19 protein-coding genes are annotated in these 17,926 nt (G+C 37.9%); 16 read left to right on the top strand and 3 right to left on the bottom strand.

Annotated elements, in window-relative coordinates; translation table 11 throughout:
- Nucleotides 1-7 precede the first annotated feature (7 nt).
- The 5 genes from AS141_RS03520 to AS141_RS03500 all read left to right on the top strand — a co-directional run bounded on the left by AS141_RS03520 (nt 8) and on the right by AS141_RS03500 (nt 5,070).
- Nucleotides 8-2,974 carry a type I restriction endonuclease subunit R gene (locus AS141_RS03520; protein ID WP_057936260.1) on the top strand — a complete coding sequence of 989 codons (2,967 nt, stop codon included), beginning with the start codon at nt 8-10 and terminating at the stop codon, nt 2,972-2,974.
- A 78-nt stretch (nt 2,975-3,052) separates the two neighbouring features.
- Nucleotides 3,053-3,367, top strand: a complete 315-nt coding sequence (locus AS141_RS03515) for a hypothetical protein (protein WP_057936259.1) — start codon at nt 3,053-3,055, stop codon at nt 3,365-3,367.
- 305 nt (nt 3,368-3,672) lie between these two features.
- The gene (locus AS141_RS03510) at nt 3,673-4,140 is read left to right on the top strand and encodes a hypothetical protein (RefSeq protein ID WP_057936258.1); all 468 of its coding nucleotides are present in this window, start codon (nt 3,673-3,675) and stop codon (nt 4,138-4,140) included.
- A 9-nt stretch (nt 4,141-4,149) separates the two neighbouring features.
- Nucleotides 4,150-4,626 (top strand): helix-turn-helix domain-containing protein, encoded by a 477-nt coding sequence (locus tag AS141_RS25895; RefSeq protein WP_082632168.1) that lies wholly within the window; start codon nt 4,150-4,152, stop codon nt 4,624-4,626.
- Between the two features lie 3 nt (nt 4,627-4,629).
- Complete coding sequence (locus AS141_RS03500; RefSeq protein ID WP_057936257.1) at nt 4,630-5,070, top strand: hypothetical protein; 441 nt, start codon at nt 4,630-4,632, stop codon at nt 5,068-5,070.
- 105 nt (nt 5,071-5,175) lie between these two features.
- Here AS141_RS03500 and AS141_RS03495 read toward each other — a convergent pair whose 3' ends face one another.
- Entirely contained in the window at nt 5,176-5,799 is a 624-nt protein-coding gene (locus AS141_RS03495) for a hypothetical protein (RefSeq protein ID WP_057936256.1), read from the bottom strand.
- 246 nt (nt 5,800-6,045) lie between these two features.
- Here AS141_RS03495 and AS141_RS03490 point away from each other — a divergent pair, with 246 nt between their 5' ends.
- From AS141_RS03490 to AS141_RS03480, 3 genes are all read left to right on the top strand, one after another.
- Nucleotides 6,046-6,261 (top strand): helix-turn-helix transcriptional regulator, encoded by a 216-nt coding sequence (locus tag AS141_RS03490; RefSeq protein ID WP_057936255.1) that lies wholly within the window; start codon nt 6,046-6,048, stop codon nt 6,259-6,261.
- A 61-nt stretch (nt 6,262-6,322) separates the two neighbouring features.
- Nucleotides 6,323-7,303, top strand: a complete 981-nt coding sequence (gene rhuM, locus AS141_RS03485) for a RhuM family protein (RefSeq protein ID WP_057936254.1) — start codon at nt 6,323-6,325, stop codon at nt 7,301-7,303.
- Nucleotides 7,300-7,944, top strand: a complete 645-nt coding sequence (locus AS141_RS03480) for a hypothetical protein (protein ID WP_057936253.1) — start codon at nt 7,300-7,302, stop codon at nt 7,942-7,944. Before rhuM (AS141_RS03485) ends, AS141_RS03480 begins: the two co-directional genes overlap by 4 nt.
- A gap of 188 nt (nt 7,945-8,132) precedes the next feature.
- Here the strand turns inward: AS141_RS03480 and AS141_RS25890 are convergent, their stop codons facing one another.
- Complete coding sequence (locus AS141_RS25890; RefSeq protein ID WP_082632167.1) at nt 8,133-8,291, bottom strand: DUF4172 domain-containing protein; 159 nt, start codon at nt 8,289-8,291, stop codon at nt 8,133-8,135.
- A gap of 120 nt (nt 8,292-8,411) precedes the next feature.
- Complete coding sequence (locus AS141_RS03475) at nt 8,412-9,029, bottom strand: hypothetical protein (RefSeq protein WP_057936252.1); 618 nt, start codon at nt 9,027-9,029, stop codon at nt 8,412-8,414.
- 99 nt (nt 9,030-9,128) lie between these two features.
- Here AS141_RS03475 and rhuM (AS141_RS03470) point away from each other — a divergent pair, with 99 nt between their 5' ends.
- The 8 genes from rhuM (AS141_RS03470) (at nt 9,129) to AS141_RS03440 (ending at nt 17,860) form a co-directional block, all read left to right on the top strand.
- Nucleotides 9,129-10,103, top strand: coding sequence for a RhuM family protein (rhuM, locus tag AS141_RS03470; RefSeq protein WP_057936251.1), 975 nt, complete (start codon nt 9,129-9,131; stop codon nt 10,101-10,103).
- Nucleotides 10,104-10,145: 42 nt separating this feature from the next.
- On the top strand, nt 10,146-10,298 hold the full coding sequence (locus AS141_RS26495; protein WP_157243375.1) for a hypothetical protein: 153 nt from the start codon (nt 10,146-10,148) through the stop codon (nt 10,296-10,298).
- Nucleotides 10,299-10,455: 157 nt separating this feature from the next.
- Entirely contained in the window at nt 10,456-10,698 is a 243-nt protein-coding gene (locus AS141_RS03465) for a ribbon-helix-helix domain-containing protein (RefSeq protein WP_057936250.1), read from the top strand.
- Nucleotides 10,698-10,970, top strand: coding sequence for a type II toxin-antitoxin system RelE/ParE family toxin (locus tag AS141_RS27330; protein ID WP_057936249.1), 273 nt, complete (start codon nt 10,698-10,700; stop codon nt 10,968-10,970). Before AS141_RS03465 ends, AS141_RS27330 begins: the two co-directional genes overlap by 1 nt.
- A gap of 52 nt (nt 10,971-11,022) precedes the next feature.
- Nucleotides 11,023-12,234 carry an ISL3 family transposase gene (locus AS141_RS03455; protein WP_057936248.1) on the top strand — a complete coding sequence of 404 codons (1,212 nt, stop codon included), beginning with the start codon at nt 11,023-11,025 and terminating at the stop codon, nt 12,232-12,234.
- A 284-nt stretch (nt 12,235-12,518) separates the two neighbouring features.
- Nucleotides 12,519-13,610 carry a Fic family protein gene (locus AS141_RS03450; RefSeq protein ID WP_057936247.1) on the top strand — a complete coding sequence of 364 codons (1,092 nt, stop codon included), beginning with the start codon at nt 12,519-12,521 and terminating at the stop codon, nt 13,608-13,610.
- Between the two features lie 772 nt (nt 13,611-14,382).
- Nucleotides 14,383-14,751 (top strand): type II toxin-antitoxin system death-on-curing family toxin, encoded by a 369-nt coding sequence (locus tag AS141_RS27000; protein ID WP_232424808.1) that lies wholly within the window; start codon nt 14,383-14,385, stop codon nt 14,749-14,751.
- 499 nt (nt 14,752-15,250) lie between these two features.
- Complete coding sequence (locus tag AS141_RS03440) at nt 15,251-17,860, top strand: PKD domain-containing protein (RefSeq protein ID WP_082632166.1); 2,610 nt, start codon at nt 15,251-15,253, stop codon at nt 17,858-17,860.
- Nucleotides 17,861-17,926: the final 66 nt, after the last annotated feature.

Here is a 17,926-nt window from a genome sequence, read left to right as displayed (position 1 = left end):
AAGTCCTATGTCATTCACCGAACTCAATAGCGTAGAACATTATATTATTCACCAACTCAGTGGAGTAAATTTGAATAATAATGGCGCTCAAGAATCCAAAGCTTCATACGGGGCTACTTGGGCCTATAAATCTGCCAAGGATATTCAGCGTGGAGTGAATGAAGTATTGGTAGAATCCGAGCTGAAGTCCGCTTTGATTCGCTTGAATCCTGAGATTTCGGCAAATCCTGAATTGGCTGATGAGATAATCTATAAACTAAGAGCGATTTTAATCGCTGTTCCTCAAGTTGGATTGGTTAAGGCAAATGAAGAATTTTTTAAGTGGATGTGCGGTGAAAGGACCATGCCTTTTGGTGAAAACAATCGTCACGTTCCGGTTCATTTGATTGATTTCGATAACCTATCAAATAACACCTATGTAGCTACCAATCAGTATAGAATTCATCATCGGGAAACGAAAATCCCTGATATCGTATTGCTGATTAATGGTATTCCAATGGTAGTAGGTGAAGCGAAGACTGCTATTCGTCCTTCTGTAAGTTGGCTAGATGGAGCTCATGAGATCCATGAAATCTATGAGAATACGGTTCCTCAATTATTTGTACCAAACATTCTATCATTTGCAACTGAAGGCAAGGAACTCTTTTATGGAGCTATCCGATGTCCATTGGAATTTTGGGCACCTTGGCGTTTGGAGAATGATGATGATGCTTTAGCAAAAAGATTAGGACTTGGAGATGTTGGAAAAGAGCTTTCGGATTTATTGAACCCCGTTAGATTATTGGACATCCTTCGGAATTTCACATTGTTTTCTACAGACAAAAAGAAAAGGAGAATCAAGATTATTCCACGATTCCAACAATATGAAGGAGCCAATAAGATTGTCGAGCGTGTAAAAGAAGGTAAAATCAAGAAAGGATTGATTTGGCATTTTCAAGGTTCGGGCAAGTCCTTTCTGATGGTTTTTGCAGCGCAAAAATTGAGGAGAACTCCAGAGCTTAAAAGTCCTACTGTTATCATTCTGGTGGACCGGACAGATTTGGATACCCAGATCAGCGGCACTTTCAATGCTGCGGATATTGCAAATGTAGAAACTACGGAAAATATCAGTGAGTTGCAGGAAATGCTTGAACGCGATACCCGTAAGATAATTGTGTCGATGATTCATAAGTTTCGCGATGCAAAACCAAACATGAATACTCGGGAGAATATCATTGTATTGGTTGATGAAGCGCATAGAACGCAGGAAGGCGATTTGGGCCGTCAGATGCGAGCTGCCCTGCCAAATGCTTTTCTTTTTGGTCTTACAGGAACTCCAGTAAACAAAGCGGATAAAAATACTTTTTGGGCTTTTGGCTCCGAAGAAGATACAGGAGGCTATATGTCTCGCTATACTTTTCAGGATTCTATTCGTGATGATGCTACCCTACCCTTGCATTTTGAACCACGTTTGGTAGATGTGCACGTGGATAAGGAAACCATAGATAAGGCTTTCAAGGAATTTCAGGATGAAGTTGCATTAACTGATGAAGAAGCGGATGCATTAAATCAGAAGTCAGCAAAGATGGCAGCCTTTCTAAAGTCTCCTGAGAGAGTGGAAAAGATAGTTGCCGATATTGCTACCCATTTTAATGAAAAAGTAGCTCCTCATGGATTTAAAGCCATGGTTGTTACTCCTGACCGATATGCTTGTGTACAATATAAAGAGGCATTAGATCAATATTTCCCAGAAGAAGCTAGTGCAGTTGTGATGTCAACTACAGCTAATGATAAACCCGAGTTCAAGCAGAAATGGGCAATGGATAAAGGCAAGCAGGAGAAAATTGTGGATGAGTTTAATGATACACAATCTGATCTAAAGTTTATCATTGTGACTGCCAAATTGCTAACTGGCTTCGATGCTCCTATTCTACAGACCATGTATCTGGATAAATCACTTAAAGATCATACCTTACTCCAGGCAATTTGTCGTACGAATAGACTCTATCCCAATAAGTCATTTGGCCGAATTGTGGATTATTTTGGGGTATTTGATGATACTGCCAAGGCTTTACAATTTGATGAAAAAAGTGTGCAGGCAGTGATCTCGAACTTGTCAGAGTTGAGAGGAAAATTACCTCAAGCAATGCGCGATACATTGAGTCATTTTGAAGGAGTAGATAGAACTATTGAAGGATTTGAGGGATTGGAAGCGGCTCAGAATGCAATCCGAACAGATGAGAAAAAGGATGCCTTTGCAAAGGATTTCAAATTCCTTTCAAAGCTATGGGAGTCCCTCTCCCCTGACAACATCTTGGATCTTTACAATTCAGATTATAAATGGCTATCCCAAGTATTTGAATCTGTTCGACCAGCTTCTGATAATATCGGTAAGCTACTTTGGTTTTCATTGGGTGCTCAAACCACCAAACTCATACATGAGAATATTCATGTCGGAGAAGTTCACCAGCTAGAAGAATTTGTTCTGGATGCAGATGTGATAGAAGAAATTTTCAACAACCCTGATCCTAAGAATGCCAAGAAACTGGAGAAGATCCTGGTCAAAAGATTTAAGAAACATGCTGGCAATCCAAAGTTCAAAAAGCTAAGTGACCGTTTGGAAGAGCTTCGAAATAAAGCAGAACAGGGTTTGATATCTTCCATTGAATTTGTGAAAGAGCTTTGCAAACTAGCCAAGGAAACTGTGCAAGCAGAAAAGGAATTAGAAGACCTAATACAAGAGAAAACTCCTCAAGCAGCATTGACTGAACTCTTTTTGGAATTGAAAACAGATCAAACTCCCGCAGTTGTGGAGCGAATTGTAACAGACATTGATGCTATTGTTCGAGTAGTTCGTTTTCCTGGTTGGCAAGACTCCAATCAAGGTGAAAGAGAAATTCAGAGCTCATTAAGAAAGGTCCTATGGGCAAAATACAAGATCAAAGATCAGATGTTGTTTGATAGAGCTTATGCTTATATCAAGGAGTATTATTAAATCTATTTTTAGTCTCTTAAACAATTGAAAAATTTGACCTAGTAGTTTTTTGGAAATGACAACTTTAAAATAAAATCTATGATCATATTAGTGAATATTGGAAAATCTTTGGCTGAGGGAAAAACTTATATCGAAGCCACACAAAGAGCTTGGAAACTTAGCTTAGCTAGATGTAAAAAAATGGATTATGTAATTGGGGTTTCAAATGGAGAACCAAAATGTTTTTTCGTCCTAAAAGATGCATTTCCTGATCAAATACAAAAAGATCGTATCGCCTTCGACTTGGCACCATGCTTAAGTGAAGAGGAAGAAAACCTAAGAAAAATCCTCCAATACAATAAAACTAATTTTAAAGGGATTCAACGCGGGAAATATTTAAAGCAAAAGTCTTAAAAAGTTTTTGACCAGGAATTAATCCTAGAAAATCAGATTAACCTTTATTATTTCATTTGAATTTTAATACTTAGAATGCTCCTAATCACTTTAATTATCCTTAGTGGAACTCATTTGAATGCTGGGATTGCTATGCTTTTAAAAACTCCAAAACCGGAATCCTAAAATCAGGTAATTAAAACCATGAAAACCGATGGCCTCTTGGCCCAAAAAGGAAGAAAGATTGAATGGGAATCCCAATTTTCAAAATGATAAGCTTGCTTATCTCAATAAATTTTTGATACATTTGTAAACTTAACTTAAAAGTGAAGCGTTACTTTGAAATAAAGACATACCTCAGTTTCGGAAAAACCCAATTCTATACCATAGAAGAAGATGGAAAGGGAATGAATGAAACAGACGAATTCTTTATTCGCTTCAAAGATGATCCTGTTTATCAAAAAGATATTGAAACTATCGCGTATTGGATCCAGAAAATTGGAAAGGAATCAGGTGCCCTGGAAAGGCATTTTAGACTTGAGAGATCTGCAAAAGCAATTCCCATCACAACTTCGAAGCTTCGGCTTTATTGTTACCGAATTAGTGATGAATTAGTGATTTTAGGCAATGGAGGAATCAAGTCATCTCAAAAAGTTCAAGACAGTCCGGATGCATATCCCCATTTCGAAGCAATGAATACCTTAGCATTTGTGATTCACAAAAAATTAGAAAATGATCAGATTGAAATTACTGGAAAGAATATTTCCGGAGATTTGACATTTTACACAAAATAAACCCTAGTTATGAGCGCAATTTTCGAATCAATTCAAGTAAGTGATGAAGTGAAGCGTTATGTAGATCATTCTTTTGACATTGTCAACAGAATCCATGATTTACTCGAAAAGCAAGGTAGAACCCAACGGGATCTAGCCAATTTAATGGGTAAGAAAGAATCTGAAATCAGTAAATGGATGCAAGGCACCCATAATTTTACCTTAAAAAGCATAGCCAAAATTGAATCTGTTCTAGGTGAAAAATTAATTGTTTCCCCTAAGCGTGACGAAGTTCTTGTAAAAAAAGAGGTATTAGCATTTTACCATCAAAACATTGAATTGAAAACTGCCTTGGTTCAACAAAAACAAGTTGTTCAAGAAAAAAATAAAACAGGGATTTCGATATCATTTCACCTTATGGGAGAAACCGTAACAAAGTCCAATCCCTCAACTGTAGAAGTTTCTACGGCAATTCAAGAGACCTATCCTTATTTAAAAGTAGCTTAACTCATGGCAAGTCAGCAAGTAACATTCAACCTAAAAGGGATCTCAACCGATGAATTTGCAACAATTAAGGAATGTTACAATAAGGAAGAAAATGTAAAAGTAGAAACCGGGTATGGCTTCGAAGTTGACCCTGAAACCTATACTGTTTCGGTACGTTTTTCAATATTGTTTAAGTGTAAGGAATCCCCATTTATTGTCCTGAAATTGACATGTGGATTTGATGTTGAAAAAGAATCCTTTGATGGTTTTCTTGATTCTGAATCAGGAAAATACATAATACCAAAGGGATTTCTTACTCACTTGACAGTTTTAACAATTGGTACAGCACGAGGGGTTTTACACGCGAAATTGGAAAAAACTGGTTTTGAAAAATACATGTTGCCTACCCTGAATGTGTCAGACTTAATTAAAGAGGATATGGTATTTGAAATCCCTAATTCTTGATCAAATCAGAAAATGAATCTTAAGGCGTTCAGGAAAGGCCCTATGGATTGCTTTCTTTTTGACCAGGAGTCAGGATTTCTTAGATAATTATCAAGTCATCTAATTTTACTTCCAAGCCCTATATCCACCCAATCCTAGTTTGGCTTTTTGCTGGTATTCATTTAAGTTCATCAAATCATCAAAAGATAATTCACCTTCTTCTTCAGCTTGGGCTTTTCTAAAGTGCCAGTATGGATTAAAGTAGCCTTGTCTAAGATCAAAGAACACTTTCTGCATTTCCCCAGAAAACTCATAGCTTACATTATTCACATAAAAAGTAGAGCTACCGAAATATGCATTGAAAAATGGTAAATCTATGGTCTCTCCTAGTCTAGGGATCACAGGGAGGGTTTTTGTTGTAAATGAAGTTGAATGATCCCTCCTTCCGAATACATAAAAAGTATATTCCACTTCTTGAAAAGAGAAGAAAATATCATCCTCATTTTCAACAAGTATCTTATAAATATCCTGTAGGTATCTTCTGAGCCTATCGTATTTGATATCGAGTCTTTTTGAGATATCTTTTAATGTTGGATATCCATTTTCATATTCCTGGTCTACATCCAAGTTCAATAGATCTTCTAGAAACTTATTGAATGCATTGTCCTTCTGGAGTAGAGTTTTAGCTCTTTCCTTCATATCAAGAATATCGATAACTATTTTTCTGGTGGAAATTTGGCTGAAATCCATGATGGTTAAAATTTAGAGTTAAAATTATGTGTCGTTTGATTTCAAAATAATTTTCAAACCTAACCTAATTGCCCGATCCAAATCCATGATATGATCTATTTGATTTATTTCTATAGCTCAGTATTTCCGAAAATTTGAGCGATAGAGTGAATTTCTATGGCTCATTTAAACTTGGTCAGGAATAATTATATCCAAAAGCATATAATTTAAGCTTTTCGTCTAAATTTATATGCAAATACATATAGAATGAATCAAATAGCAGAATTTGTAAAATCCAGAAGAAAGCAGTTGGGGATGACTCAAGAAGAATTTGCCGATAAAGCTGGAGTTGCACTTACAGTAATCAGGAAAATAGAACAAGGAAAGGAAAATCTAAACCTATCCAAGGTCAATCGTGTCCTTAGTATGTTTGGTCATATATTGATTCCCATTAGCGAGAAAGATAGTAAGTTGCCTAAATAAAAGAGAAGGTGTTAAGTCGGAAATGCCGAAATGCGTGTAGTAGAAAATTTTAGAGTTTAGAATGGAAAACCAAATCGAAATATATCAGGGGACTGATGGCCAGACCCAAATTGAGGTGAAATTTGAACAGGAAACTGTTTGGCTTTCTCAAGATCATATGGCAAGCTTGTTTAATCAAACTAAGCAAAACATCAGTTTACATATCAGTAACTGCTATAAGGAAGGAGAATTGGATAAAACTGCAACTGTCAAGGAATCCTTGACAGTTCAGCAAGAAGGTAAAAGAAAAGTTACCCGAAAAATAAACTTCTACAACCTAGATGTAATCATTTCAGTTGGGTATAGAGTAAAATCGAACCAAGGTACCCAATTCAGAATCTGGGCAACCAAACGGTTAAAAGACTACCTTATCCAAGGCTATTCAATCAATGAAAATAGGCTAGCCCAGAAACAGCAGGAAGTCCAAACTCTAAAAGATGGTATTCGAATTTTAAGTAGAGCAATTCAGCAAAAAGAAGAAAACCAAAACTTGGATTTTGAATGGCTGAATCATTTTGCAAAAGGTTTGGAATTACTTGATGATTATGATCATGAGAACCTGGACAAAAAAGGATTAAGTAAAAGAAAAGCAACCTACCCTGAATTATCAGAATATCAAGAGGTAATCAAATCCATGAGATCAGATTTTGAATCTGGTGTATTTGGAAAAGAAAAAGACGGAAGCTTTGAAAGTGCAATAGCACAAATCAGCAAAGGCTTCGATGAAGAGGACTTCTATCCTACCCTGGAAGAAAAAGCAGCCACCCTACTCTATCTCATTGTCAAAAACCATAGTTTTGTAGATGGTAACAAACGGATTGCAGCAGCTTGCTTTCTTCTCTTTTTGCGGTCAAATGATCTTTTAAATAATAGCAAAGGAATTTCAATTATCAGCAATGACGCACTTGCGAGCTTGACTTTATTTATAGCATCCAGTAAGCCAGAAGAAATGGATACGGTGAAAAAATTGGTGATAAGTGTATTGAATAGAAATAGAAAATGACACTAGACCAACTTTACAAATTGATCGAGAATTCTACCTCCATCTGGGATTCTGCTATGATTACAATTCAAACAGTTTTCATTGTTGTGGCTGGGTTTTTAGCTTACCAACAATTTATTCTACAAAAGAAAAGTCAAACTCATTCCACTGCTAAAGAAATAGTAAGACAAAACTTAGACTTAAATGAATATATAAGAGAGATATTGAATACTTCACCCACAAAAAAAATTGAAGAGAAGGAATTCAAAATTAAATTTGGAAATTTACCAGAATCCTTTGCTAGGACTATCAATAAAATTTATCAAATATGTGATAATATTCCAGAGGAAGATAAATTAACGAAGCTATTTGTAAATACTGAAAAAGAAATTGATGTATTAGGAAATCAAAGAATATGGGAATTGCATTTTGATAAAAATGGAGCAGCAAGATCCATTCAGTCAGAATTTTTAGATACCCTAGCCTATTTGGAAATTCTAAATCAAAAAGCACCTAACATTCCTGAAAATGATTTAATTGTAGAATTCAATAATATTGTCACAAAACTTCCTAGGTTTATAGGAGATAAAATTTCTGAGAACATGAGAAATTTTGTAGAACTAGATCAAGAAATAAGAAAAGAGTTAAAAAAATATTTGTAACAATTAACCTTGAAATTGACTTCTATAATTTCCATAATAACTTAGAAAAGTTGCACTCAAATCCTGGAATCCTAACAAAACTCTATACTTCAAACAATTCAATTTAATATTGAAATAAGCCTAAAAAAATCAAGAATATTTGATTTTTGTACCGTATTTGTACCGTTTTATGGTTAATTATTTATTTATCAATAGGTTACACATTCTGTATCGGGAAATAAATCCACTTTTCTAAGCGAACCTAAAATCAAACCCGTATTTCGGTGAAATTCGCGTTCTAAATGTGTGAATTCGGCTTCGTCAAATGTAAAGTTTGGCCAATCTGACCTCTCCCAAATCCATTTCATGAGCTATTGAAATTAATTCTATAGCTCAAAAATACAAAAAATATGAGTTATAGAATGACTTTCTATAGCTCATATAAAAATTAAGAAAGAAGTATATGGAATTCTTTGTTGATATATTCCCTAATTTGGTATTGAAAAAACAGGCCTTGAAAAGGAAAACAAATAGTCAATTTCAGTTTCGACATATTCTTCTGTAAAAAAGTCATACACCTTTTGGCGTGTCTCCATACGGATGGATTTATCCTCTGGAAAATAGTCCAAGCTTAATACTTCGAATTGATCAAGAAAACTTTTTGGGTTTGTTGAATTAGCTCCTTCACCCCCGTAAAACATCAATTCCAAATCGCCATTTTCTTTCTGATTCACAATCCTACGTGAAAATCCACATCCCTTAATAATTTCCCACTCCTCTGTTTTTGGGTTGAACCAATCCCAAAACATGAATGTATCAAAATCCATAATTGGAGTTTGCTTATTCAGACGCCATTCTATTGAAAATTCTCCTGGTCCACACATTAAAAAATTAGCCGCGTGCTCGGTAATTTGCTCACCTGTATCGCTGAAATCCACCGGAATAGACGAAACCATGGATTCTACAGTATAAATGCCATACGGATCCATAAGGGGTTTTTCTACTTCCTTACACCCAATCAAGGAGAATAAACCAAAAGTAAATGCAATTTTTCTCATAGATAAATTTAAAAAATTAATTTCACTTTTATCATTATCGGCAATCATGCTAGACAGGATCATTTGAAGAGATAATTGACATGAAAAACGGATTAAATCCGAAGCATATTATACGGGAATTCCGAAATAATGGTATCAAATTTTAAAATGGAAAACCAAATCGAAATTTATCAAGGAAGTGATGGCCAAACTCAGATTGAGGTAAAGTTTGAGCAAGACACCGTTTGGCTAAATCAAAAGCAATTGGCAGAACTTTTTGGTAAAGATGTAAGAACAATAAGTGAGCATATCAAGACAATATATAAAACCCAGGAATTGGAGAAGGATTCAACTATCCGGAATTTCCGGATAGTTCAACTTGAGGGGAAAAGGAATATTGACAGAAAAATTGATCACTTCAATTTGGATATGATCATTTCGGTGGGTTATAGAGTCAACTCCAAACAAGGAATCCAATTCCGTCAGTGGGCAACCAAGAGACTTAAAGACTTTTTAGTGCAGGGCTATGCAATCAATGAAAATAGACTTGCTCAGAAACAACAGGAAGTACAAACTCTAAAAGATGGCATCCGCATATTAAGCCATGCCATTGAACAAAAAGCACAAGATCAAAACTTGGAATGGCTGAATTACTTTGCAAAAGGATTGGAGTTACTGGATGATTACGATCACGAGAACCTGGATAAAAAGGGATTAAGCAAGAGAAAAGCTAGTTACCCTGAATTAGCTCACTATCAAGAGGTAATAGCATCGATGAGATCAGATTTTGAATCCGGTGTATTTGGAAAAGAAAAAGACGGAAGCTTTGAAAGCGCAATAGCACAGATCAGCAAAGGTTTTGGTGAAGAGGACTTCTATCCTACCCTGGAAGAAAAAGCATCTACCCTGCTATACTTGATCGTCAAGAATCATGGTTTTGTAGATGGAAACAAACGAATTGCAGCAGCTTGTTTTCTTCTCTTTTTGCAGTCAAACGATTTACTGCATAATAAAGAGGGAATCTCAATCATTAGCAATGATGCACTGGCCAGCTTAACGTTATTTATCGCTTCAAGTAAACCTGAAGAAATGGACACGGTGAAGAAATTGGTTATCAGTGTACTGAACAGGAATCGTAATTAATCGGGAAAGTCAAGTAGAAAAGAATTATAAAAACCCAGGATTATGGCACACAAGAAAAGAGGACATATAACTGTTTCTGGAGAATGGGCTAAACATTTAAGAAATAAGAAGAAAAAGCTTTTTTGGAAGGGTGAAAGGAATGCAGGTAAAGAATTGGTTAGAACCGAACTTAAAGAAGATTGTCCTGAAAATTGATCAATTAACTGGCTATCGCAAAATTTGAGACAACCACTTAATACGTTCCTAAAAGTGATCATATAGTAGATAATATTCACAAAGTAGCTGTTCAGGAACTTTAACGTTGATAATTGTATTTAATTGGTGTATTATTACACCATAACTACACTGCACTATGGCCAGACAAACTATAACAGTAAATGAACCAAATGACCGCTGGATGAAACAGAAGGTTCAGGAAAATGAATATGCCAGCAAAAGCGAATTGATAAATGATCTGATCCGGCATCAGAGAGAACAGGAAGAAGAGCGTATTTGGCTAAGAAATGAGCTAATTAAAGGTGAGGAAAGCGGGCTGTCTCAAAAATCCATGGCTGAGATTTTAGAAGAAGCCAAAAGACGCGCGCGAAAAGCCTAATGATATTTTCACTCACCCGTGAAGCGGAAGAAGACCTAATCCATATTTATTTGTATGGATTATCCAATTTTGGAGAATTACAGGCAGAAAAGTACTTTTCCTCATTGGAAAACGCTTTTGAGAGAATTGTGGAAAGGCCTGAAATGTATCCATCTGCTACAGAAATTAGACCCGGTTATCGATTTTGCGTACATAGTTCTCACACAATTTATTTTTCAATTGAAGATGAAGTTAGGATCATCAGGATAATTGGACAACAGCGATTTCCTTAATAAAAATGGTTCTACCCCGAATTTAATGGAATGACTAACTTTGAGCAAAAAGATGTTTACGGAAAATTTCTTCACAAAAATACTAGATTTAGAAGATGGGTGGGTAGTCAAATCAGTTGATACGGATTTTTCTAAAGAGGAAATTATCATTCAAATAGACTGTTTATTGGAGCAGTTGGAAGATCCCCAATCAGGTGAACTCTGCAAAATTTATGATCATGCGCCAGCACGTAAATGGAGACACTTGGATACACTGCAATACAAAACTTATATCAAGTGTGAATTGCCCCGGATTATTACTTCTGAGGGTAAAGTAAAGACTATTCAGCCCAACTGGGCCTCGGGAAACGAGCGTCATACCTTTCTGTTCGAGCATTCGGTAATAGACTTGCTCAAGGCGAGTAAAAACCAGACCAAGACCGCCCAGCTGATGCGATGTGGATTCAATGTGGTTAACCGGATCATGCACCTGAGTACACAAAGAGGCATGGCTAGAAGAAGCTATACCGATCTTGTATTTGATCAGGTGAGTCTCGATGAAAAATCATTCAAGAAGGGCCATCATTACATCACCGTGCTGAGTCATCCCGCTTCCGGATGTGTGCTGGACGTGGAAGAAGATAGAACGAAGGAGGCTTGCAAGTCATTGTTTAGCAGGGTATTTACCGAAACACAGCTTAGCCAGGTAACCGCTATCAGCATGGATATGTGGCCGGCCTATATCAATTCAGCAGAAGAGTTCCTTCCCAACGCTTCGATCTCACACGATCGGTTTCACTTGATGGTGTACCTCAAAAAAGCCATTGATCAAGTGCGCCGACGAGAAGTGAAACAGCATGAGGAGCTCAAAAACACCCGGTATGCTTTACTTAAGAATCCCGAAAACCACACAGAGAAACAACGGATAAAGTTTGAGGCAAACGCTGGTGCGAATTATGAGGTCAGCAAAGCATGGCAGGTACGGGAAAATTTCAAGGAGTTGTTCAGTTCAGGCAAACTGTTCGCATGGCAATTGTTTAACCGATGGGCAGTTGATGCAACCAAAAGAAAAATCAAAGAAATAGACAAAGTTGTGACCATGTTTAACAACCATATCTCAGGGGTGGTCAATGCATTGATAAATAACCTCTCCAATGCAATGGCTGAGCGATTAAATGGAAAAATCCAAGAGCTTAAAACGGTAGGGAGAGGTTATCGAACATTCATAAATTTTAGAAGCGCTATACTATTTTTTCACTATGGATTAGATCTATATCCCCACTAACTTAAGGGTAGAACCACAAAAACTTATTTGATGGCCATTTGATCCTCCCTCTCTTTTATAATATAGCATACTGGTAATCAGCCGATCCTTATTTGACGGTTGTTTGATGATCAAGATGAAGAACAACTACAGACTGTGACAGCTTTGTGATGGAAAGTAAAAACCAAGCGTAGCGCTGGATCAAGAGTTTAGTGTCTCATCGATGAGATACAAAACAATTTGTGTCTCATATTTTTGAAATAATGAGACACAACACTATCTTGTGTTGCATAGATGAGATACAAATGAAACCGTACAAACCACAAGAACTTCTTTCGACGAACTTAGACTGGGCAGCTATTGTGGATTTACTGAGTACTGCCAATCGCCAGCTTGCCCGATATGACGGGCTACTTCAGTCTATCATCAATCCAGAAGTTTTGCTTTCACCTCTTCGCACTCAGGAAGCCGTGCTATCTTCCAAAATAGAAGGTACACAGGCTACACTAAAAGAAGTGTTGGAATATGAGGCTGATAAAGTCCAATCTTCAGAAAAACAAGGAGATATTAAAGAGATTATTAATTATAGGAAAGCCTTATTGGCAGCAAAATCAAGACTTGACTCCCTACCCCTATCTCTTCGATTGATTCGTGAAATGCATGCTGTGCTAATGCAAGATGTCCGCGGAGAGAATAAGGCTCCAGGTGAATTTCGGAAAATCCAAAATTGGATAGGATCTCCGGGAAGCACCATGGATACTGCAAGATTTGTTCCTCCCACAGTTCAGGATATGCTTCATGGCTTGGATGATTGGGAGAAGTACATCCATTTTAAAGAAAAAGATCCCCTTGTACAGTTGGCAATTATCCATGCCCAATTTGAAATACTACATCCATTTTTGGATGGTAATGGACGGATTGGAAGAATTCTGATTCCTCTATTTCTATTTGATAAAGATATTATCAGAGAGCCTGTATTTTATCTTTCAGACTATTTGGAGAATCATCGCCGTGATTATTATGATGCGCTGAAGGATATCACCGATACAGGGAGCTGGACAAATTGGATTAGATTTTTTTTGGGAGCGATTATTAGTCAGGCAAAGAAAAACAATGATCAAACTCGCCAAATAGTGGCACTTTACGATTCCATGAAAGAGCGAATAGTGACGGCAACGCACTCTCAATTTGCTGTAAGTTGCCTGGACTTTATTTTTAATCATCCAGTTTTCAATAGTGGAAGATTTTATGAAGAGTCTGGAGTGCCTAGAGCATCTGCCTCACGGTTACTTAATGCAATGGAAACCAATCAGATAATCAAATGTATTGAGAAGGGATCTGGCAGGAGAGCATCTCTGTACATATTTGAACCTTTGCTTGATATCGTAAACCAATAGGAAACTTGTATATCATGAAATATGCACAAACTCATTTGCTTCTCATAAAGCAAGATATATGAGACAAAAGCATATCTTTTATCTCATCTATAATACACAAAAATAAATAGGCAAAACGGCTTTGGCTGGTTCTTACTTTTCCAATTCTACGAATGCGCGAGAATTGAAAGATGTGAAAATCTATTTATGATCATCTATACTTCGGCTAGTACCGTCTCATAAAAGGTGTGTAAATGGATTTATGAGATTTTGATCAATGAGATGATGGGAATAAAAATAGGGGCATTTAAAGGGCGATGTCCTTACCAGAAATAGTCTCAAAAAACGGTCGTTTTTTGAGTGGTTGTCGCAAAATTTGCGACAACCACTCTCCCCGGTGCAATCAAAGGAAAGACGCAAACTACAAATACTGAGCATTATAACCTAGACGTCATTATATCAGTAGGCTACCGAGTGAAATAACATCAAGGAACCCAATTCCGAATCTGGACCACTAAAAGACTATTTGTTGCAAGGCTATGCGATCAATAAAAATAGACTTGCACAGAAGCAACAGGAAGTCCAAACCCTTAAGAATGGAATACGGATTTTAAGTAGAGCAATTCAGCGAAAAGAAGAAGATCAGAACTTAGATTTAGAATGGCTGAATTACTTTGCAAAAGGACTAGAGTTGCTAGATGATTATGATCATGAGAATCTAGATAAAAATGGGTTAAGCAAGAGAAAAGCAACTTACCCTGAATTATCTCACTATCAATAGGTAATAGGGTCAATGAGATCAGATTTTGAATCTGGTGTATTTGGAAAAGAAAAAGATGGCAGCTTTGAAAGTGCAATAGCTCAAATCAGCAAAGGTTTTGGTGAAGAAGACTTCTATCCTACCCTGGAAGAAAAAGCTGCAACCCTCCTATACTTGATCGTGAAGAATCATGGTTTTGTAGATGGAAACAAGCGAATAGCTGCAGCCTGCTTTCTTCTCTTTTTGCAGTCCAATGAGTTACTTCATAACAGCGAAGGGATTTCGATCATCAGCAATGATGCACTTGCTAGCTTAACGCTCTTCATTGCATCAAGCAAACCTGAAGAAATGGAAATGGTGAAAAAATTGGTAATTAGTGTTTTGAACAGAAATAATAATTGATTGGGAAAGTCAAGTAAACAAGAATTCCAAAACCCAAGAATACAGCACACAAGAAAAAAGGACAAAAACTGTTTCTGTGACTAATACTCAGATATTTATTCTAAATTTTTAAGTGAAAAATCAGCGATAATTATTTTTATAGTGATTTTAGTTTAAAATTTATTGGACTTATTATCTTTGAATTTACAAAACTGAATAATTATGGTAACCATTGCATGCGAATGCCAATGATTACCGAAACTTCACGGTCAACAGTAAGTTAATTTGTCTATACATTGATATCGGCGACTCAAATACCAAGATAATGACCGCTGGAGTGAAGGATCAAACTAAGACTCCTTCCGGCGCCGATTTTTCTTCGAAAATATGATTCCCGGCATGCAGTAACGTGTTGCTAAATGGAAATAAGGATCATGCGTCCCTTGCCACATCCTGGCATTATTTTGCTTTCTGAGTATAATTACTTGGAGTCAATCCACTATATATCGTCTATACGGTAATGCCCTGTAGATATTTTCTTTCGCTTCTGTTGTTTATCAGCTCGTGGCAGATGGCCATGGGGCAAAATTCGACTATTGGTACCGAATTTTGGGTCGGATTCATGGAGAATCTTGAGGAAGATGGTAGTTACAGTGACGTTGTATTAATCATAACAGCTAGTGAAAAGACTTCAGGGGTGATAGAATACCTCGGTCGCTCATCGTCGTTTGATTTGAATATAGGCCAACAGTATGAATTCCGGGTGAATTCAGGTAATCTTAACCTGGTGCACAGAACTTCAGGAATGGTGGAAAACAAAGGTATTTTTATCAAGGCCACTGGAAAAATTGCGGTCCATGCTTTCAACGAAATGTTCAGAACTACTGATGGTACAGTGGTTTTGCCTGTTGGGAGTTTGGGAAAAGATTATTACATCACCTCGCATCAGGAAGTCAGTCCTTTTCCCAGTACCCTACTGGTGGTGGCCTCAGAGGACAATACCAAAATAGAAATCACCACTACGGTAAATTCGGTCAGTGGCAACCAGGCCGGGATCCCGTCTATTATTGTACTTAATCGGGGGCAAAGTTACCAAATCAAAGCAGATAAAGATTTGACAGGTTCCAGGGTACGGATAGTAGATGATAATGAAAACGACTGTAAAAAAATTGCTGTATTTGGAGGGAGCATGTGTACTTGGGTGGGAGATTGTGAGGCATGTGACAATCTTTTCCAGCAAGCATATCCAGTCAGTTCCTGGGGCAAACACTTCGTACATATCGCACTGAAAGACAGGACATCAGGAGAGTTGGTTAAAGTACTGGCTTCGGAGGACGGCACTGAAGTCAGTCTTAACGGAATACCTCAAGGGACCATTCACAAGGGGCAATTTCTGACAATCAATTTCCGTGCGGACGAATCGGGAAAAATTGAAACATCGAAACCCTCATCTGTCACCGTATTTTCGAAAGGTGTGGGATGTAATGATTACGGTATTCCGGAACTTGCCAACTTCGGAGACCCCTTTATGATTACCTACAGTCCGATTGAGCAATTTCTAAAAGATCTGGTTTTCAATTCCTTCCAAATGGCTAACATTAGTAACCATTATGTCAACATAGTAGTGAAAGCTGGTACACAGCACAATACGTCTCTTGATGGCGACAACATAGGAGGATTTTTTGAACCATTGCCTGGCGATACCGATTTTCAGATTGCCAGGATCAGGGTATCAGGAGGTGTGCACCATTTGACCAACCCGGATGGCTTTGCCGCATATGTTTATGGTTTTGGATTCCGGGAGTCTTATGGCTATGCTGCCGGAGCAGCATTGGGTAATCTAGACATCGATATCCAATCAGAATATGAATTTGAAGTAATTGGCGACAAAGTGGCCTGTCTTGATCAGGAAGGGGAATGGAGCATCAGTACCAGTGCTTCCGATTTCACGTATTTTGTATGGGACTTTGGAGACGGTAGTCCCTCCCAAACAGGTCAACATACCTCTCATACTTTTACCAGGCCTGGCAAGTATATGATCAGTGTCACCGCATCCACTGGATCGTGTGAAGACGGGGATGAGTCCACATTTGAAGTGGAAGTAATGAACCCAGAAGCCGAATTGGTCGGGCATACCACTGTATGTCCCTATATCGAGGAAGTAATGTACCGGTTGGTGGACAAGCAGGATATCACCGAAACTAAATTTGAAGCTATTGGAGGGGAAATCCTGGAAAGCTACGTAGACTCTGTCTTGGTCAGGTGGGGTCCAACCAATCCCGATGCAAAGCTCATCATGACACCCTATACTGAAAATGGCTGCCCGGGTCGCCCAGTGGAATTGGAAGTGAAGGTTGACTCCGATCTTCAGGCGCTAAGACCAATTGGTCCGGAGGAAGTGTGCTTTGACCCTGGATTGGCCCACACTTACAGTGTTGAAGCCCACGTACAGGGAAGAGCGTATGAATGGACGGTTACCGGGGGTAAACTTGTTTCAGGACAGGGAAGCCATGAAATCCAAGTAATTTGGGACCAACCCGGAATACAAGCCGGAATTAGCTACACCGTTTATGGCACAGAAAATCCTTCTTGTGTGGGTATATCTACTGAAATACCCATTAAAGTGGCTGAGCCATTGGCCAATGCGCAGGTTACAAACGTAGCCTGCGCCAGCGAATCCTCTGGGACAATCGAACTTAAACTACTTGGTGACCACGGTCCTTATACCTATGAATGGCAGCATGATCCCAACTTAGATGGCCCAATCGCAGAAAATTTATCAGCAGGATTTTACTCGGTCACGATCAGGAACCAAAAGGGGTGCAGCCAGGTCATCAAGGCCATTGAAGTGAGCGAAACCGTTCCCATGATCAGGATGCCAACCGGCTTCGACTCCAGGCAAGCTCCGGGGATTTATGAAGGCGTATCCCATTGCACGGTCAGTTTTGAACTATGGATATATGACCGTTGGGGAACACTGGTTTATTACGGAGATACTGGCTGGGACGGCAGAATAAACGGGAAAGAGGCTCCCATCGGATCTTATGTCTATATGGTCAAATATTATTACACCCTGGATAAAATAACACAGCGCGAGGAGAAAAGAGGCACTTTTGTACTTGTTCGCTAAAGTTGCCAAAATGTACGATTTTTTATAAGGATAGAATTTCTAATAAATTTGATAGGTAACAGAACT

Source organism: Algoriphagus resistens, from assembly GCF_001442615.1.
GTDB classification, from domain to species: Bacteria; Bacteroidota; Bacteroidia; order Cytophagales; family Cyclobacteriaceae; genus Algoriphagus; species Algoriphagus resistens.
The sequence above is the reverse complement of the archived record's forward strand: the minus strand, read 5'-3'. Positions and strand labels throughout refer to the sequence as shown.

What these genes read in the sequence shown, in the direction of transcription:
- AS141_RS03520 (WP_057936260.1), top strand. Translation starts at nt 8, where the DNA reads ATGTCATTCACCGAACTCAATAGCGTAGAACATTATATTATTCACCAA.
- AS141_RS03515 (WP_057936259.1), top strand. Translation starts at nt 3,053, where the DNA reads ATGATCATATTAGTGAATATTGGAAAATCTTTGGCTGAGGGAAAAACT.
- AS141_RS25895 (WP_082632168.1), top strand. Translation starts at nt 4,150, where the DNA reads ATGAGCGCAATTTTCGAATCAATTCAAGTAAGTGATGAAGTGAAGCGT.
- AS141_RS03500 (WP_057936257.1), top strand. Translation starts at nt 4,630, where the DNA reads ATGGCAAGTCAGCAAGTAACATTCAACCTAAAAGGGATCTCAACCGAT.
- AS141_RS03495 (WP_057936256.1), bottom strand. Translation starts at nt 5,799, where the DNA reads ATGGATTTCAGCCAAATTTCCACCAGAAAAATAGTTATCGATATTCTT.
- AS141_RS03490 (WP_057936255.1), top strand. Translation starts at nt 6,046, where the DNA reads ATGAATCAAATAGCAGAATTTGTAAAATCCAGAAGAAAGCAGTTGGGG.
- rhuM (WP_057936254.1), top strand. Translation starts at nt 6,323, where the DNA reads ATGGAAAACCAAATCGAAATATATCAGGGGACTGATGGCCAGACCCAA.
- AS141_RS03480 (WP_057936253.1), top strand. Translation starts at nt 7,300, where the DNA reads ATGACACTAGACCAACTTTACAAATTGATCGAGAATTCTACCTCCATC.
- AS141_RS25890 (WP_082632167.1), bottom strand. Translation starts at nt 8,291, where the DNA reads ATGAAATGGATTTGGGAGAGGTCAGATTGGCCAAACTTTACATTTGAC.
- AS141_RS03475 (WP_057936252.1), bottom strand. Translation starts at nt 9,029, where the DNA reads ATGATTGCCGATAATGATAAAAGTGAAATTAATTTTTTAAATTTATCT.
- rhuM (WP_057936251.1), top strand. Translation starts at nt 9,129, where the DNA reads ATGGAAAACCAAATCGAAATTTATCAAGGAAGTGATGGCCAAACTCAG.
- AS141_RS26495 (WP_157243375.1), top strand. Translation starts at nt 10,146, where the DNA reads ATGGCACACAAGAAAAGAGGACATATAACTGTTTCTGGAGAATGGGCT.
- AS141_RS03465 (WP_057936250.1), top strand. Translation starts at nt 10,456, where the DNA reads ATGGCCAGACAAACTATAACAGTAAATGAACCAAATGACCGCTGGATG.
- AS141_RS27330 (WP_057936249.1), top strand. Translation starts at nt 10,698, where the DNA reads ATGATATTTTCACTCACCCGTGAAGCGGAAGAAGACCTAATCCATATT.
- AS141_RS03455 (WP_057936248.1), top strand. Translation starts at nt 11,023, where the DNA reads ATGTTTACGGAAAATTTCTTCACAAAAATACTAGATTTAGAAGATGGG.
- AS141_RS03450 (WP_057936247.1), top strand. Translation starts at nt 12,519, where the DNA reads ATGAAACCGTACAAACCACAAGAACTTCTTTCGACGAACTTAGACTGG.
- AS141_RS27000 (WP_232424808.1), top strand. Translation starts at nt 14,383, where the DNA reads ATGAGATCAGATTTTGAATCTGGTGTATTTGGAAAAGAAAAAGATGGC.
- AS141_RS03440 (WP_082632166.1), top strand. Translation starts at nt 15,251, where the DNA reads ATGCCCTGTAGATATTTTCTTTCGCTTCTGTTGTTTATCAGCTCGTGG.